Below are 16231 nucleotides of genomic sequence, written 5' to 3' on the forward strand. Positions count from 1 at the left end.
GCGTCGGTGGGCGCTCCCCCGGCGGCGTTCTGCGTCGGAGCGGCGCCGTCGGCGGCCCCGGCGGCGGCGCGTGCGTTGGCCGCCGCCTCGCTTGCCGACGTCGCGGCACCCGCGGCGTTTCCGGTGGTCGCCGTTTGCGGCATGCCGGGCATGCCGAGGTCGATGAGCGCGCGTCCGGAGGCGCGCGCAGCGTCGATGCGCGGCGTGGTCTGCTCGATGAAGGCGACGTGGCGCCAGGTGTCCGCGCCGAGTGCCCCGGTGTTGTCGTAGGACTTGCCGGTCAGCCGGTACTCCTCGACGGGGTTGCGGTTCCACTCCTTGCAGGCGACCTCGCAGGCCTTGCAGCCGATGCAGATCGAGGTGTCCGTGAAGAAGCCCTTGCGGGCGCCCTTCTCGTAGCCGACGTGGCGGGGCCACTCGGTCAGGCGGTTGACGAACACGTCACTCCCCTTCCTTGTGCTGCTCGTCGGGCTCGGCCTCGCCCGGTCGGTCGTCTCCCTGGGTCATGCCGCGCTCCCCGGCGTTGGGGCGCGAGGCCACACCGTCGGTCTCGCCGCCGGCGTCGGCCAGGGCGTCCTCGGCGACGGCCTCGGCCTCCGCCTCACGCGAGACCAGCTTGTTGCCGGTCGCCGGGGTCAGGCCGGCGCGCTCCTGGTACTGCAGCACCAGCATGCGCGCGGCGCGGCCCCGCGGCCGGCGGCCCGAGCGGATGTCGCAGGCGCCGACCTTGGAGGCCTGGATCGACACGTTCGGGTCCAGGGTGATGCCCAGCAGGTCGTTGGGCGCGTCGCCGGAGACCGGGGCGTCGTCCGAGCGGCCGAAGTGGAACGGCAGGCCGACCTGGTGGTATTCGTGGCCGCCGACCTTGAGCGGCTGGATGCGATCGGAGACCAGCACGCGGGCCTCGATGACCGCACGCGGCGAGACGATCGTCGCCCAGCCGCCGTTGACCAGGCCGCGCTCCTCCGCCAGCTCCGGGGAGACCTCACAGAAGAGCTCGGGCTGCAGCTCCGCGAGGAACGGCAGGCGGCGGCTCATCGCGCCGGACGTGTAGTGCTCCGTCAGCCGGTACGTCGAGAAGACGAACGGGTAGACGTCGCTGCCCGGCTGCCCCGGCTCCGGGGCGGACAGGTTGCGCTCGCCCGGGAAGACCAGGCGGGTCGGCGACTGCTGCTGCTCGTAGAGGTAGTTCGGCACCGGCGACTCGTGCGGCTCGTAGTGCGTCGGCAGCGGGCCGTCGACCATGCCGGTCGGGGCGAAGAGCCAGCCCTTGCCGTCGGCCTGCATGATGAACGCGTCCGTGCCGGACAGGGCCTTCGGGCCCACGGCGTCCGACTCGGGCCGGTACTCCGGGTCCAGGGTGGCCGGGAAGTCCGGCACGTCCGGACCGACCCAGCGCTTCTTCTCGGCGTCCCACCAGATGTAGCGCTTGCGCTCCGACCATGGCCTGCCGTGCGGGTCTGCCGAGGCGCGGTTGTAGAGCAGGCGCCGGTTGGCCGGCCAGACCCAGCCCCACTCGGAGGCGACCTCGTCCTGCTCGGAGCCGGGCTTCTTGTTCTGCGAGCGGTTAACCCCGCCGGCGTAGACGCCGGTGTAGATCCAGCAGCCGCCCGAGGTGGAGCCGTCGGCGCGCATCTCGGTGAACGCGGGCAGCAGCTCGCCGGCCTTCTCGCCGGTGAGGTAGTAGCCGTTGATCTCCTTGAGCACGTCCTCGGCGGAGATGTCGCCCTTCTCATCCTCCGGGTAGTCCCAGGTCATGTTCAGCAGGGCCCAGTCGCGCGGGTCGGTCGAGTCGGCCAGACGCTCGCGGATCTTCTTGCCCAGCTGGTAGAAGAAGTCCAGCTCGCTCTGGGCGTCTCCCGGCGCCTCGATGGCCTGGAAGCGCCACTGCAGCATGCGCTGGGTCTGGGTGAAGGTACCCGACTTCTCCACGTGGTTGGCCGCCGGCAGGTAGAAGACCTCGGTGGCGATGTCCTCGGTGCGCAGCTGGCCGGACTTGATCTCCGGGGAGTCCTTCCAGAAGTTGGCGGTCTCGATGGTCTGGAAGTCGCGGACCACCAGCCACTTCAGGTGCGCCAGGCCCATGCGCTGCAGGTGGCCGTGCGACTGGGCGACGGCCGGGTTCTGGCCGAAGACGATGTAGCCGTCGACCTCGTCGCGCAGCATGCGCTGCAGCGTGTGGTAGGTCGAGGCCGGCCCGTTGAGCTTGGGCAGGTGGTCGTAGCCGAAGTCGTTCTCCGGGGTCGCGGCGTCGCCGAAGTAGGACTTGAACAGGCTCACGGCGTAGGAGTCGCCGATCTGCCAGAAGCCCTTCTGGTCCGGCGCGTTGACCGCGGCCAGGTAGTCCTTCAGCGTCGGCTCGTCCACGCTCGGCATGGGCAGGTAGCCCGGCAGCAGGTGGAACAGCGTCGGGATGTCCGTCGAGCCCTGGATCGAGGCGTGGCCGCGCAGGGCCATGATGCCCGAGCCAGGTCGGCCGACGTTGCCCAGCAGCAGCTGCAGGATCGCGCAGGTGCGGATGAACTGCGCGCCCAGGGTGTGCTGCGTCCAGCCCAGCGCGTAGGCGAAGCAGGTCGTGCGCTCCGGGTTGGAGTTGTCCGTGATCGAGCGTGCCAGGTACTCGAAGTCGGCCGGCGAGATGCCACAGACCTTCTCCACCATCGACGGGGTGTAGCGGGAGTAGTGGCGCTTGAGGATCTGGAAGACCGTGTGCGGGTCCTCCAGTGTCAGGTCACGCTTGACGTTCCACGACGAGGCCTCCTCGCCGAGGTCCTCACGCTGGGCGTAGGACCACGAGGAGTTGTCGTAGGTGCCCTTCTCCGGGTCGTAGCCGGAGAAGAGGCCGTCGAGATCCTCCGTGTCGCGGTAGTCCTCGTTGATCAGCATCGAGGCGTTCGTGTACGCCAGGACGTAGTCCCGGAAGTACAGATCGTTGTCGATGACGTACTTGATCAGCGCACCGAGCAGCACGACGTCGGTGCCGCCGCGGATGGCGATGTGCTTGTCCGCCACCGCGGAGGTACGCGTGAACCGCGGGTCGACGTGGATGATGCGCGCGCCGCGCTTCTTGGCCTCAATGACCCACTGGAAGCCGACCGGGTGCGCCTCGGCCATGTTCGAGCCCTGGAGCACGATGCAGTCCGCATTGGCCATGTCCTGCAGCGGCTGAGTTGCGCCGCCGCGTCCGAAGGAGGATCCCAGACTGGGAACCGTGGCGGAGTGTCATATGCGGGCCTGGTTCTCGAGCTGGATGGCGCCGGCGGCGGTGAACAACTTCTTGATGAGGTAGTTCTCCTCGTTGTCCAGCGTCGCGCCGCCCAGCCCGGCCAGGCCCAGGGTGCGGTTGACCTTCCGGCCCTTCCCGTCGAGGTCCTGCCAGCCGTTGCGGCGGGCCTCGAGGAAGCGGTCGGCGATCATGTCCAGCGCCTTCTCGCGGTCGATCTTGACCCACTCGGTGGAGTGCGGGGCGCGGTAGAGGACGTCGGTGACACGCGTCGAGGAGTTGACCAGCTGCTCGGAGGCGGAGCCCTTGGGGCACAGACGCCCGCGCGAGATCGGCGAGTCCGGGTCACCCTCGATCTGGATGACCTTCTCGTCCTTGACGTAGACACGCTGACTGCAGCCGACGGCGCAGTACGGGCACACGCTCTTGACCATGCGGTCGGCCTCGGCGATACGCGGGGTCAGCGTCGCGGACTTCTTCGACTGCGTGGAGCGGTCGCGTCCGAACATGTCCCCCGCCCGCAACTGGCGCAGTACCGGCCAGTTCAGCAGAGTCTTTTTCACCATGGCCCCCAGGATAATGTCACGGGAGGCATACCGCCATTTCCGCAGGACAGGAAAGCCCAGGTTAGGACACCCTTTGTTGGCTCAGCGGCTCACACCGGCACCCGCCTGCTGACGGTGACGCACCTTTTCCCCGGAAGCGTCCGGGTCCACTGCGGCGGCGGGGCCAGCCGGGTCAGCAGCACGTAGAGCCGCTTGCGCCAGCGGGCCATGCCCGGCGAGTCGGTGACGGTGACCTCGGCGCGCGAGAGCACCCACAGCGCGGACCCGTCGCGGCTCTCGCTCGCGGCGGTCCCGGTGACGGCGGTGACCCTCCCGGCGCAGCCGGCGGCGTCGAGCACGCCGACCACGTCGGCGTCGTCGGCGAAGCCGAGGTCGACCGTCCAGTGCTCCAGGCCCGGGGTGGCCGTGCGCTGCACGGTCAGCCGCTCCCCCGGCGGCACGTGCGGCACCGGACGGGTGCGCACGGAGAGCACAATGACGCGCTGGTGGAGCGAGCGGCTCATCGCGGTGGTGGCCAGCAGTGAGAACGGGGCAGTCTCGACCAGCGAGTGCGGGTAGACCACGGTGCCGGGGATCCGTGCGGGCTGGCGCAGGGCGAGCCTCTCCTCGAGCTGGTCGAGGGTGCCCTCCCGAGCCAGCCGCGCGGCGCGGACGCGGGCCTCGCCGCGGCGGAAGGTGTCCATGACGATCACGAGCACCGCCGCGATGAGCAGCGGCAGCCAGCCGCCGGTGGCGATCTTGGCGGCGTTGGCCGCGGCCAGCGGCAGCTCGACGGCGGCCAGGCAGATGGCAAGCAGCGCGCTCGCCCAGGCGGGCCAGCGCCAGCCGAAGCGGGTCAGCAGGCACAGCAACGTCGAGGTGACCAGGAAGTCGGTGCACACCGCGAGCCCGTAGGCCGAGGAGAGGCGCCCGGAGTCGCGGAAGATGAGGATCACGGCGACGACGGCGCAGTAGAGCAGCAGAGTCACCGCCGGGATGTAGACCTGACCGGAGGCGCGCTCCGAGGTGTGCACCACGCGCATGCGCGGCAGGTGCCCGAGCCGGATGGCCTGGCGTACCACGGAGAAGGCCCCGGAGATGACCGCCTGGGAGGCGATGACCGTCGCCGCGGTGGCCAGCAGCACCAGGAGGAAACCGAAGTGCTGCGGGACCAGGGTGAAGAAGGGGTCGGCCACGCGTGCCGGGTCGCGCAGCAGGCCGGCGCCCTGACCGAGGTAGTTGAGGACCAGGGCCGGCAGCACCACGGCGAACCAGGTCTCCTGGATCGGGCGGCGGCCGAAGTGCGCAATGTCCGCGTAGAGGGCCTCGGCGCCGGTGGTCGCCAGCACGAGTGCGCCGGCGGCGAAGAAACCGGCCAGCGGGCGGCCGAGGATGAACTCCACGGCGGGCAGCGGCGAGAGCGCGGCGAGGATCGCCGGGCGGGCCAGGATCTGGGGCACGCCGACGGCGGCGAGGGTGAAAAACCAGACGAGCATGACCGGGCCGAAGACGCGGCCGACCTTCTCGGTGCCGCGGCGCTGGGCGGCGAAGAGCGCGGTGAGCACCCCGAGGGCCAGCGGGAGGATCAGCGAGTTCGGCAGCCAGGGCACGGCCACGCGCACGCCCTCGACGGCGGAGAGCACCGAGATGGCCGGGGTGATCACGGCGTCGCCGAAGAAGAGCGCGGCGCCGAAGACGCCGACGCCGCCGAGGGCCGCCAGCAGGCGCCGCCTGCCGGCGGTGTCGGTGCCGGCGGCGGCGACGCGGGAGCGCACCAGGGTGGCCAGGGCGATCACGCCGCCCTCGCCGTCGTTGTCGGCGCGCAGGACGAGCAGGACGTACTTGACCGCGACGATGAGGAAGACGGTCCAGATCAGGGCGGAGACCGCCCCGACGACGGTGGCGTCGGTCAGCGGGACCGCGCCGTGGTGGACGGTGAACACCGCCCGGAGGACATAGAGCGGGGAGGTGCCGATGTCACCGAACACCACCCCCAGCGCGGCGGTGCCGGCGGCGAGCCGGGCACCGTGGCGTGGGACCGCGTGGGCCCCGGACCGGGTTGTCATGGCCCGGTAGATTACGCCATCCGCACTCCTACGCCACGCCGAAGACATATGGTCTGCATCACATATACGGTATCTATCCTGACCTGGCCTTTCCCGCCGCCGCTCCCCCACGGCGGGCGGGTTCCGCGGCCCAGCCGGTCGCCCTGGAGCAGAACTTAGAGCGGGATCGAGCGGAAGGCGATCGCGTGCTCGACCCCGGCGCGCTCGCCGCCGGAGGCGGCCATCCCGGTCACGAGGTCCTCGGGGGTGGCATGGTCGGGCAGCGCCTCGAGGTAGACGCGGTGGCAGGCCAGGGAGGCCACGCCGGCCTCGAGGTCTTGCTTCTCGACGGCCACGGCGGCGTCGGCGTGCGGGTCGCCGCAGACCAGAAAGGCGGAGGCCTGCCACCTCTCCAGGCCGTCGCGCTCGGCGAGCTCGCGGAAGACCCAGGTGTTGGCCGCGTCCCGGCAGGCGTCGAGGGCGGCAAGGCCCGCGACCCGGTGGTCGGCCATGTTGACACCCCAGGGCACCTCCCGGTCGAAGGGGATCGTGGCCACCGCGTCGGGGCGGAAGCGGCGGATCTCGCGGGCGATGTCGCGGCGCAGGTCGAGGCTCTCGGTGAGCATGCCATCGGGGTGGCGCAGCACGGTCAGCCCGGCGGCGCCGACGGCGTCGCAGGCGGCCTGCTGCTCGGCGGCGCGCAGCGGGCCGGTCTCCTCCGGCGCGCGGCCCTCGATGCCGGCCTCGCCGTGGGTGAGCAGCAGGTAGCGGACCTCCACCCCGGCGCGGGCGAAGCGGTTGACGGCACACGACATGCCGTATTCGGGGTCGTCGGGGTGAGCGACGACGACGAGCACGCGCCGCCAGTCGGACCAGTCGAGCAGTTCGAGTTCGGGGAACGTCAGCGAATCATTCGTGGTCATGTCCACATGCTATCCGCACGCGGCGTCCAGCCGCTCGCGGACGGCGTCGCTGAAGGCGACCAGGCGCGCCTCGATGACGTCACTGTGCGCGCCCGCGGCGCGCAGGGTCTCGACGGCGATGCGCGCGGCGTCGTCAATCGGCCAGCCGTAGGCACCGGCGGAGATGAGCGGGAAGGCCACGGTGCGCGCGCCGAGCTCGTCGGCGAGGCTGACACAGCTGCGGTAGCAGGACGCGAGGGTGGCCGAGCGGTCCTCGGTGCGCGAGTGGACCGGGCCGACGGTGTGGATGACCCAGCGCGCGGGCATTTTCCCGGCGGTGGTGGCCACCGCCTGGCCGGCGGGCAGACCCTGCGGCAGCTCGGTGGCGCGCAACGTACGGCATGCGGCGAGGATCTCGGGCCCGCCGGCGCGGTGGATGGCGCCGTCGACCCCGCCGCCGCCGAGCAGCGAGGAGTTCGCGGCGTTGACCACGGCGTCGACGTCCTGTTCGGTGATGTCTCCGGTGACCACGCGCAGTTCCATGGCCCCCGATCCTACGGGCGCTGCCGTCGCGCGGCGGGCGTCATCCGGCGGCGGGCAGGGCGGCGAAGCCACCGAAGAGCGCCAGGTGCGCGATGCCGTGCCAGGCACGCAGCCTGCCGGAGGCGACGGCGGTGCCGCTCACGGCGGCGGTGGCGGCCAGCAGCGCCAGGTTCGCCGGCGACTCCGCGAGCACGGGCGCCTCACCGGTCACCGCGCCGAGAACGAGCACGCAGGGCACTGTGAGCCCCACGGTGGAGACGAGCGCGCCGTGGGCGAGATTTCCCACCCGCTGGACCTGCCCCGCGGCGGCGCGCAGCACGGTGATCGACTCGGGCAGGAAGACGATCGCGGCGACGAGCAGGCCGGCCAGCGCCGGCGGGGCGGCCGCGGCGGCGAGCACCGTGCCGGTCAGTCCCGCCATGTCGTGGGAGAGCAGGCTGACCGGGGCGACGGTGGCCACGAGAACCGCGGCGCGCAGCGGGATCTCCGGGTGGCGGGGGCGTCGCCGTGCCCGGCGCGCCTGTTCCTCTTCATCTTTCATCCCCGGTGCCCTCGTCCCCGGCGCCCGTTCCTCCGCACGCCGCAGGCCGGACTCGGCGAAGAGGCGGGCGAGCCGGCCGGTCTGGACGAGGAGGAAGACCGCGTAGGCCCCGGCGACCGCCACGGCCAGCACCACGCCGGGCGCGAGCGGGTAGGCGCCGCCGGGAAAGGCGTGCGGGACGGCGAAGGTCAGCGCCACCAGCGGCACGATCATGGCCAGGTAGAGGCCCATCCCCCGGCGGTTGGGCACCGCCGCGCCGTGCCGGACGGCGACGAGCACGCAGGCGCCGACGACGAGGTTGAGGATGATCATCGTCACCGCCGTCACCGAGTCGCGCGCGGCGGTCGCCCCCTGCGCACCGCCCAGGGTCATCGCGGCGATGAGCAGCACCTCGATGCAGACCACCGAAAGCGTCAGCACCAGGGTGCCGAAGGGCTCGCCGAGGCGCACCGCCAGCGCCTCGGCCTGGCCGACGGCCCCGAAGGCGCAGTAGACGATGACGACGACCACACCGGCGAGCGCCACGGGCGCGGGCACGGCGTCGACAATTCCGGTCCACGCGGCGAGCGCCACCGCCGCCCACCCGACGGCGAGCCGGGCGAGCGTGGACGGGACCAGGACCCGGCGCAGGAGACCGCCTGCGCCGGTGCGCGGGCCGGCACCCGCGCCCGCCCCTGCTTCCGTGTCGGGGGACTGCTCCACTGCTGGACCTCCCGGGTCTTTCGGGGCCGTCCCCTCGGTGCGGCGGCGCGGCGCCCACGGAGGCGGCGCGCGGTGCCCGGGTCGTCCCGGGCGCCGTGGTGTGCGGTTCCAGGCTACCCGCCGCACATCCCCGCCCGAGTCGCCGCGGCGGCCCCGCCACCGCGCCCGGGTGCCCCCGCCAGGCGCCCGGGTGGGACCCGCCATGCCCGACCGAAGATCCGGGTTCCTGCGACACAGCGCGCACTCACCCCCGAGACTCGGCAGATAAGTACCCCCGGATTGTAGGGGAATGCAGCAGGCTCACAGCCCGGCGTTACGGTTTAGATGACCTTACGATCCCCTATCTCCGCCCTGTGCGGCGCATCAGGAGTGCTTCGATGGCAAAAACCCGACCACATTACTCACCGGTCAACCCGCCGGTCTTCTGGACGACGGCGGTGATCATCCTCGCCTTCGTCCTGTGGGCGTGGCTGTGGCCCGACGCCGCGGAGACCTTCATCTTCGGCTCGATGGACTGGATCGCGACCAACCTCGGCTGGTACTACATCCTGACCGCCGGCGTGATCGTCCTCTTCGTGCTCGTGGTGGCCTTCTCCCGCGTCGGCCAGACCAAGATCGGCCCGGACCACTCGACCCCGGTGTTCAACATGTTCACCTGGTCGGCGATGCTCTTCGCCGCCGGCATCGGCGTGGACCTGATGTTCTTCGGTGTGTCCGGCCCGGCGACGAACTACCTCACCCCGCCGGACGTCGCCGCGATGTCGGACGAGGCCGCGCGCATGGCCCCGATCTGGATGATCTTCCACTACGGCATCCCCGGCTGGGCGATGTACGCGCTGATGGGTATGGCCTTCGGCCTGTTCGCCTACCGCTACCACCTGCCGCTGTCGATCCGCTCGGCGCTCGCCCCGATCGTCGGCAAGCGCGTGCGCGGCCCCGTCGGCGACGGCGTGGAGATCGCCGCGACGCTGGGCACCATCTTCGGCATCGCGACCTCGCTGGGCATCGGCGTGGTCTTCCTCAACTACGGCCTGCACTACCTCTTCGGCTGGGAGACCGGCACCACCGTCCAGGTCGCCCTCGTCGTCCTGGCCGTCGGCATCACGATCATCTCGACGGTCTCCGGCGTGGACAAGGGCATCCGCCGGCTCTCCGAGCTCAACGTCTTCCTGGCCATCTTCCTGATGCTGTGGGTGCTCTTCTCCGGCAACACCGCGCACCTGCTGTCCGCCCTGGTGCAGAACACCGGTGACTTCGTCTCCCGCTTCCCGGGCATGATGCTGGACAACTTCGCCTTCACCGACGGCGACGCGTCCTACCCCTCGCAGGACTGGCTGAAGGACTGGACCCTGTTCTTCTGGGCCTGGTGGATCGCCTGGGCGCCCTTCGTCGGCCTGTTCCTGGCGCGCATCTCGCGCGGGCGCACCCTGCGCCAGTTCGTCATCGGCGTGCTGGTCATCCCGTTCCTGTTCATCCTGCTGTGGGTGTCCATCTTCGGCAACGCCGCACTCGACATCTTTCGCACCGGTGAGATCGACTTCCTCAACGAGGCCGTCGAGGTGCCCGAGTCCGCCTACTTCACGCTGCTGGACCACTTCCCCGGCGCGCTGTTCACCATCGGGCTGTCGGTGTTCACCGGCCTGTTCTTCTACGTCACCTCGGCCGACTCCGGCTCGTTGATCCTGGCGACGATGACCTCGAAGTCCTCGGCCAAACGCGACTCGGACGGCGCGCCGTGGCTGCGCATCGTCTGGGCCGTGATCACGGGGCTTCTGACCCTGGTGATGCTGTTCATCAACGGCGTCTACACCCTGCAGGCGGCCACGGTCCTGATGGGCCTGCCGTTCTCGGTGGTGATGTACCTGGTCATGTACAGCCTCTTCCGTGTGCTGCGCTCCGAGCGCAACTCCCTGGACTCCCGCCGTGCGGCGCTGCCGAGCCTGCTCAGCGGCCGCATCCGTGCCACCGGCCCGGGCGAGAAGACCTCCTGGCGCCGCCGCCTCGCCCGCCGCATGTCCTACCCGGGGCTGAAGGACACCCGCGAGTTCCTGGACAAGACCGCCGAGCCGGCCATCCGCGAGATCGCCGCCGAGATGAAGCGCCTGGGTGCCGACGTCACCTGCACTTGCGGCGAGCACCCGGACTACCCGCTGCCCTACGTCGACCTGGTGGTCAAGTTCGAGGACCAGGACGAGTTCAAGTACGAGGCCTACCCGGTCGCCTACCCGGTGCCGGACTTCGCGCACAACCTGCGCACGGCCTCGGACGTCTACTTCCAGGTCGAGGTCTTCACGGGCACCGGCTCGCAGGGCCACGACATCCTCGGCTACACCCACGAGCAGGTCATCTCGGACGTGCTCGACCTCTACGACGCCCACCTGACGTTCATGACCATGACCGGCGACCGCGGCACGCCGACCAAGGCGGTCTACTCCGCCCCGCCGAGCGAGTGGGACGACGCCGACAACCTGCCCGACGACACCGACCCCGAGGAGGTCGTCGCCGGCGACAACGAGGACGCCGGCAAATAGGACGATTGACGACGCCCCGGTGCCCGACGTCACAGCGTCCCTCGCCCGCGGCGCACGTCCCCTTTTCCGGGTGCTAACGTCGGGGCCCCGCGCCCCGGGGGTGGCGCGCGGGCCGCGGAAGGCGGACACTGGGAACGAGGCGCGGGGCGCACGACGCCGCCCACGCACCCACGCCGCGCGCGTCGGCAAGCACCCGACGCACGCGGCGACCGGATCTCAACGAACCAAGAGAAAGGGAATGATCTTCTTGACCGAATCGGACAACTCCCCCGCCACGCTCTATATCGACGGCGCCTGGCGCGCCGCCTCCGACGGCGGCACGCGCACCGTCACGTGCCCGGCCGACGGGTCCGAGGTGGGGGTCGTCTCCGAGGCGACCGCGACGGACGTCGAGGACGCCATCGCCGCCGCCCGCCGCGCCTTCGACGAGGGCGTGTGGTCCTCGAAGACCGCCGCCGAGCGTGGTGACCTCCTGCTCGCCGTCTCCGAGCAGCTCAAGGAGCGCAAGGACGAGTTCGCCCGCGCCGAGGCCCTCGACACCGGAAAGCGCCTGGTCGAGGCCGAGGGCGACATGGACGACATCGCCTCCTGCTTCGCCTTCTTCGGCAAGATCGCCGACCAGCACCCCGGTCGCCTGGTCGACGCGGGTGACGACACGGTCATCTCGCGCATCGTCTACGAGCCGGTCGGCGTGGTCGGCATGATCACCCCCTGGAACTTCCCGCTGCTGCAGGTCGCCTGGAAGGTCGCCCCGGCGATCGCCGCAGGCTGCTCCTTCGTGCTCAAGCCCGCGGAGCTGACCCCGCACACCGCCATCCTGCTGATGGACATCCTGGACAAGCTGGGGCTGCCGGCCGGCGTGGCCAACCTGGTCCTCGGCGACGGCGGCACCGTCGGCGCCCCGCTCTCGGAGCACGACGACATCGACATGGTCTCCTTCACCGGCGGCCTGGAGACCGGCAAGGCCATCGCGGCCGCCGCCGCCCCGACCGTCAAGAAGGTCGCCCTGGAGCTCGGCGGCAAGAACCCGAACGTCGTCTTCGCCGACGCCGACCTGGACGCCGCCCTGGACAACGCCCTGAACGCGGGCTTCATGGACTCCGGCCTGGTCTGCTCGGCGGGCACCCGCCTGGTCGTCCAGGACACCATCGCCGAGGAGTTCGTGGACAAGCTCGTCGAGCGCGCCGGCAAGATCGTCATGGGCGGGCCCTTCGATAAGAAGGCCGAGACCGGCCCGCTGATCTCCGAGGCGCACCGCGACAAGGTCACCGACTACGTCAAGCGCGGCGTCGAGGCCGGCGCCCGCCTGCGCGTGGGCGGCAACTGGGGCGGCCCCGAACACGAGAAGGGCTGCTTCTACGCGCCGACCGTGCTCGACCAGTGCACCCACGACAACCCGGCCGTCCAGGAGGAGGGCTTCGGCCCGGTGATCACCGTGGAGACCTTCCACGACGAGGCCGAGGCCATCAAGATCGCCAACGACACCCGTTACGGCCTGGCCAGCGGCGTGTGGACCTCCAACTCCGGCACGGCCAACCGCGTCTCGCGCGCGCTGCGTCACGGCACGGTGTGGATCAACGACTACCACCCGTACCTGCCGCAGGCCGAGTGGGGCGGCTTCGGCCGCTCCGGCAACGGCCGCGAGCTGGGCCCGACCGGCCTGGAGGAGTACCGCGAGGCCAAGCACATCTACGAGAACACTGAGCCGGCCGTCACCGGCTGGTTCCCGGAGAAGTAGCCCTTTCCCCGCGTCGATTTCCGACGCCGCGCCCGCACCCGTCGCCCCGCATCCCGCGGGTCGGCGGGTGTCGCCGTTTTTGTGGTTTCCCCGGCGCCTGGGCCGTCTCAGGCGCGCAGGCGCTTCGCCGCGCGGCGCTGCCCGGCCCGGGCGACCCACTCGACGATCCTCGCCCCGCGCACCGCCACCGACGGCGCGGCGGCGTAGAGGCGGCACTGCAGCCCGCGCCAGCGCGGCACGACGCGCACCAGCTTCGGGCGCCGGGCGACCTCGGCGACGACGTCGGCGACCTCGCCGGGCTGGAGCAGCACCCCGGAAAAGGACATGGCCGCCTCAGGGTCGTCGAGCTTCTCGTAGAGCATCGGCGTCCACATCCCGTCCGGGCAGACGGTGGACACGCGCACCTTCCTGTGCCCGGCGCGGCGCAGGTCGATGGCCGTCGAGAGGCTGAAGCCGAGGACGGCGTGCTTGCTCGCGGCGTAGATCCCCTCGCCGGAGACCGGGGCGAGGGCGGCCAGCGAGGCGACGTTGAGCACGTGGCCGCGCGCGGCCCCGCCGCCGCGGGTGGGACCGGTGCCGTGGGTGCGCTGCCCGCCGGCGTCGCCGTCGGGGCTGTCCTCGGGGCCGCCGACGCCGAAGACCTCCAGGGCGGCCAGCGTGCCGTTGATCGTTCCGGCGGCGTTGACCTCGAGCTGCAGCGCCCGGGTCTTGTCGTCCTGGGCCCAGACCGGCGCGGTGGTCAGCACCCCGGCGTTGTTGACCCACAGGCTCAGGTTCTCCTGGGCGCGGGCGATCTCTCTGCAGGCGGCCGCGTCGCGCACGTCGAGTCCGGCGGAGGTGGCCTCTTTCCCGGGATTCGAGGCGTTGATCTCGGCGGCCACGCCCGCGGCGGCCCCGGCGTCGAGGTCGGTGACGCACACGGCGTAGCCCTGGTCGGCCAGCCTCTTGGCGATCAGCCTTCCCAGTCCCCCGCCGGCGCCGGTGACCACGGCCGTGCCCTCGGCCGCGGTCATCGGGCCCGCCCAGCGGCGACGAGGCGCCGGCGGCGGCACCGCCTCGGCTGCCGCTTCCCCGCGTGCCGGATCCCGCGCCGCCGGTCACCACGCCGGCCTCGGCGCGTCGGCGCCGGCGGCGTCCGCGGCGGCGCTCGCGGGCCAGGTCGAAGAGGAAGGAGTCGAAGTCGACCTCCATGGTGTGGCGCGCCGAGTCGTAGAAGCGCGACTTGTTGCGCTCGTGGTCGCGGCGCATGGAGGCCCCGATCTCCGCGCGGGCCGGGAAGGCGTAGTCGCCGGCGAGGATCTCGGTGATCCACCCGGCCAGGGCCTCGGCCAGCGGCATCACCGCGCCGATGGGCTGGAGCAGCCCGACGAAGTAGAGGCCCGGCAGGTCGGGGCGCACGGCGCGCTTCCACAGCGGCAGGTCGTTGTCGCGGGCGCTGACCAGCGACTCGTCCAAAAACGGGAAGGTGGTCTTGTAACCCGTCGCCCAGACGACAAGGTCCGCGTGCACGCTGGTGCCGTCCTTGAAGTGGACGTGCTCGGCGTCGAAGCGCTCGATCGCGCCCGTGGGCGTCAGCTTCCCGGAGTCCAGGGCGGCGCAGATCTCCTCGGACTGCACCGGGTGCGACTGCGAGGGCGCGTGCGCCGGGCGCGGCAGCCCCCACTTGTCCAGGCCGCGCACGGTCCACGAGGAGACCCGAAGGCGGATGCGGTTGAGCAGCCAGGGCGCCCAGCCGGGCACCGCGATGAGGTCGGAGGCGATGCCGGCGGTGTACTTCGGGATCACCCACTGGCCGCGGCGCTGCGAGATCGTCGCGCTGTTCGCGGTGCGCGCGGCCGCCGAGGAGATGTCGAGCGCGGCGTTGCCGGCACCGACGACGACCACGTCGCGGCCGGCCAGCTGTGAGGCGTCGCGGTAGGAGTGGGCGTGGATCTGCTCGCCGGCGAACTCGTCCTGGCCGGGGTAGGCGGGGTCCGGCAGCCTCGGGTCCCAGTGGTGGCCGTTGCAGACGATCACCGCGTCGTAGTCGCGGGTGACCTCGCCCCCGGGCCCGCGGGTGGTCACCCGCCACCGGCCGGCGCCGCGCATCTGCCCCGCCGCGTCACCGCCCTGGTCGACGGGGGCGACCGGTTCGACGGCGGTGACCTCGGTGTCGAAGGTGATCAGCGGCAGCAGGCCGAAGTGCTCGGCGTAATCGTCGAAGTAGGCCGCGACCTGGTCGTGGCGGGCGTACGGCGGGTAGTCGGCCGGCATGGGGAAGTCGGAGAAGGCCATGCGGCGCACCGAGGTGTTGATCTCGAGGTGGTCGTAGCAGACCGAGACCCCGTTGGGGTTGTCGATCAGCCAGTTGCCCCCCGATCCGGCTGCCCTTCTCGAAGCAGTCGAAGGGGACCCCGGCCAGGTAGAGGTTCTTCGCGCAGGCCAGGCCCGCCGAGCCTGCGCCGATGACGCAGGTGCGCGGCAGGTCCGGGTCGGCCGGGACGGGTGCGGTGACCGGGGCGGCCTTGTCTCGCTGGGTCACGTAGTACGGCAGCAGAGTTGATTTCATGCGCCGCAGATTAGTGTTTTGTTTCCCTATCCGAGCACTTTTTCGTGTCGCGGGTCACTATTCCCAGGTTCCCGCCAGGGCGCGCCCGCGCACCCCGCGCACCCCGCGCACCACGCACGCGGCGTCGTCAATCTGCGCGGTGCCGCGCTCACTCCTCCCCGGAGTCGTCGTCCTCGTGCGGCTCGGGCACGATGCCGTCGAGGTAGAGGCCCTCGTCGGAGTCGCCGCGCATGTCCACCAGCCAATCGGCGGCCTCGCGGTCGATCTCGGCGGCCGGCCAGGAGGCGGGGACGTCCACGCCGAAGGCCTTGGTCACCCAGTCGCGGAACTCGGCGTGGCCGGCGACGTCATCCGCGCCCGCCTCGGCCGGGGTGCGCCCCAGGGTGTCCTCGCCGATCCAGGCGTAGCCCACGGCGAGCAGGCGCAGCAGGTCGACGGTGTTCTCGGCGACGAGGAAGGGGCCCTCGCCCTCCGCGCCGAGGAAGAGGTAGCGGTAGGGGGCGGTGCCGTCCGTGCCGGCCCAGGCCATGATGCGCGAGCCGCCGCCGTCCGGGTCGACGACGGGCACCAGGCGCTCGGCGCCCGGCCTGTCGGTGTCAAGGTAGCCGGTCAGGTCGAAGTCGATGTAGAAGACGGAGCCCGAGACGGGGTCGGCGCTCACCGAGAGGAAGCCCTCGGGCCCGTCCTCGCCGTCGAAGGCCTCGCCGTGACCGGCGGACTCCAGGAAGTCGAGGGCCCGGTGCAGCTCCTCGGGCAGGGCGAAGCCGCGCGGGGCGGCGGATGCGAAGTACTCGGCGAAACTCACCTGTCCCAGGTTATCCTCCGCGCCACGCCGGCGGCACCTCGCCGGTCATGACCGTCACGGAGCCGTTCCAGGTGAACGTCGCGTAGGTGCGCCCGGGGGCATTCGCCC

The 16231-nt window shown here is 71.5% G+C and carries 8 protein-coding genes and 4 pseudogenes; 2 read left to right on the top strand and 10 right to left on the bottom strand.

The features are described from left to right. The 6 genes and pseudogenes from QQA02_RS04275 to QQA02_RS04300 form a co-directional block, all read right to left on the bottom strand. Nucleotides 1-440, bottom strand: a pseudogene (locus QQA02_RS04275) (hypothetical protein); the annotation flags it as partial. A gap of 154 nt (nucleotides 441-594) precedes the next feature. Further along, nucleotides 595-3789: pseudogene (gene fdh, locus QQA02_RS04280) on the bottom strand (formate dehydrogenase); the annotation flags it as partial. 89 nt (nucleotides 3790-3878) lie between these two features. Then, nucleotides 3879-5834 (bottom strand): potassium transporter Kup, encoded by a 1956-nt coding sequence (locus tag QQA02_RS04285; protein WP_284772925.1) that lies wholly within the window; start codon nucleotides 5832-5834, stop codon nucleotides 3879-3881. A gap of 155 nt (nucleotides 5835-5989) precedes the next feature. Beyond that, nucleotides 5990-6736: a PIG-L deacetylase family protein gene (locus tag QQA02_RS04290; RefSeq protein ID WP_284863384.1), complete on the bottom strand. Its 747-nt coding sequence runs from the start codon at nucleotides 6734-6736 to the stop codon at nucleotides 5990-5992. Nucleotides 6737-6745: 9 nt separating this feature from the next. Next, on the bottom strand, nucleotides 6746-7258 hold the full coding sequence (locus tag QQA02_RS04295) for an O-acetyl-ADP-ribose deacetylase (protein WP_284863386.1): 513 nt from the start codon (nucleotides 7256-7258) through the stop codon (nucleotides 6746-6748). Between the two features lie 40 nt (nucleotides 7259-7298). After that, the gene (locus QQA02_RS04300) at nucleotides 7299-8501 is read right to left on the bottom strand and encodes a calcium:cation antiporter family protein (RefSeq protein WP_284863387.1); all 1203 of its coding nucleotides are present in this window, start codon (nucleotides 8499-8501) and stop codon (nucleotides 7299-7301) included. Between the two features lie 377 nt (nucleotides 8502-8878). Here QQA02_RS04300 and betT point away from each other — a divergent pair, with 377 nt between their 5' ends. Both betT and QQA02_RS04310 read left to right on the top strand, forming a co-directional pair. Continuing rightward, on the top strand, nucleotides 8879-11032 hold the full coding sequence (gene betT, locus QQA02_RS04305; protein ID WP_284863389.1) for a choline BCCT transporter BetT: 2154 nt from the start codon (nucleotides 8879-8881) through the stop codon (nucleotides 11030-11032). 238 nt (nucleotides 11033-11270) lie between these two features. Next, on the top strand, nucleotides 11271-12770 hold the full coding sequence (locus QQA02_RS04310) for an aldehyde dehydrogenase family protein (RefSeq protein WP_284863390.1): 1500 nt from the start codon (nucleotides 11271-11273) through the stop codon (nucleotides 12768-12770). Nucleotides 12771-12877: 107 nt separating this feature from the next. Here QQA02_RS04310 and QQA02_RS04315 read toward each other — a convergent pair whose 3' ends face one another. The 4 genes and pseudogenes from QQA02_RS04315 to QQA02_RS04325 form a co-directional block, all read right to left on the bottom strand. Further along, nucleotides 12878-13783 (bottom strand): SDR family NAD(P)-dependent oxidoreductase, encoded by a 906-nt coding sequence (locus QQA02_RS04315; protein WP_284863392.1) that lies wholly within the window; start codon nucleotides 13781-13783, stop codon nucleotides 12878-12880. A 199-nt stretch (nucleotides 13784-13982) separates the two neighbouring features. Then, nucleotides 13983-15113: pseudogene (locus tag QQA02_RS11645) on the bottom strand (flavin-containing monooxygenase); the annotation flags it as partial. Beyond that, nucleotides 15112-15318: pseudogene (locus QQA02_RS11650) on the bottom strand (NAD(P)-binding protein); the annotation flags it as partial. The pseudogenes QQA02_RS11650 and QQA02_RS11645, both read right to left, overlap by 2 nt. Nucleotides 15319-15466: 148 nt before the next feature. Next, nucleotides 15467-16123, bottom strand: a complete 657-nt coding sequence (locus QQA02_RS04325) for a hypothetical protein (RefSeq protein WP_284863394.1) — start codon at nucleotides 16121-16123, stop codon at nucleotides 15467-15469. Between the last annotated feature and the right edge of the window lie 108 nt (nucleotides 16124-16231).

Origin of the sequence: Corynebacterium sp. MSK006, assembly GCF_030232385.1 — a bacterium.
In the GTDB taxonomy this organism is placed as follows: domain Bacteria; phylum Actinomycetota; class Actinomycetes; order Mycobacteriales; family Mycobacteriaceae; genus Corynebacterium; species Corynebacterium frankenforstense_A.

What these genes read in the sequence shown, in the direction of transcription:
- QQA02_RS04295 (WP_284863386.1), bottom strand. Translation starts at nt 7,258, where the DNA reads ATGGAACTGCGCGTGGTCACCGGAGACATCACCGAACAGGACGTCGAC.
- QQA02_RS04290 (WP_284863384.1), bottom strand. Translation starts at nt 6,736, where the DNA reads ATGACCACGAATGATTCGCTGACGTTCCCCGAACTCGAACTGCTCGAC.
- betT (WP_284863389.1), top strand. Translation starts at nt 8,879, where the DNA reads ATGGCAAAAACCCGACCACATTACTCACCGGTCAACCCGCCGGTCTTC.
- QQA02_RS04310 (WP_284863390.1), top strand. Translation starts at nt 11,271, where the DNA reads ATGATCTTCTTGACCGAATCGGACAACTCCCCCGCCACGCTCTATATC.
- QQA02_RS04315 (WP_284863392.1), bottom strand. Translation starts at nt 13,783, where the DNA reads ATGACCGCGGCCGAGGGCACGGCCGTGGTCACCGGCGCCGGCGGGGGA.
- QQA02_RS04285 (WP_284772925.1), bottom strand. Translation starts at nt 5,834, where the DNA reads ATGACAACCCGGTCCGGGGCCCACGCGGTCCCACGCCACGGTGCCCGG.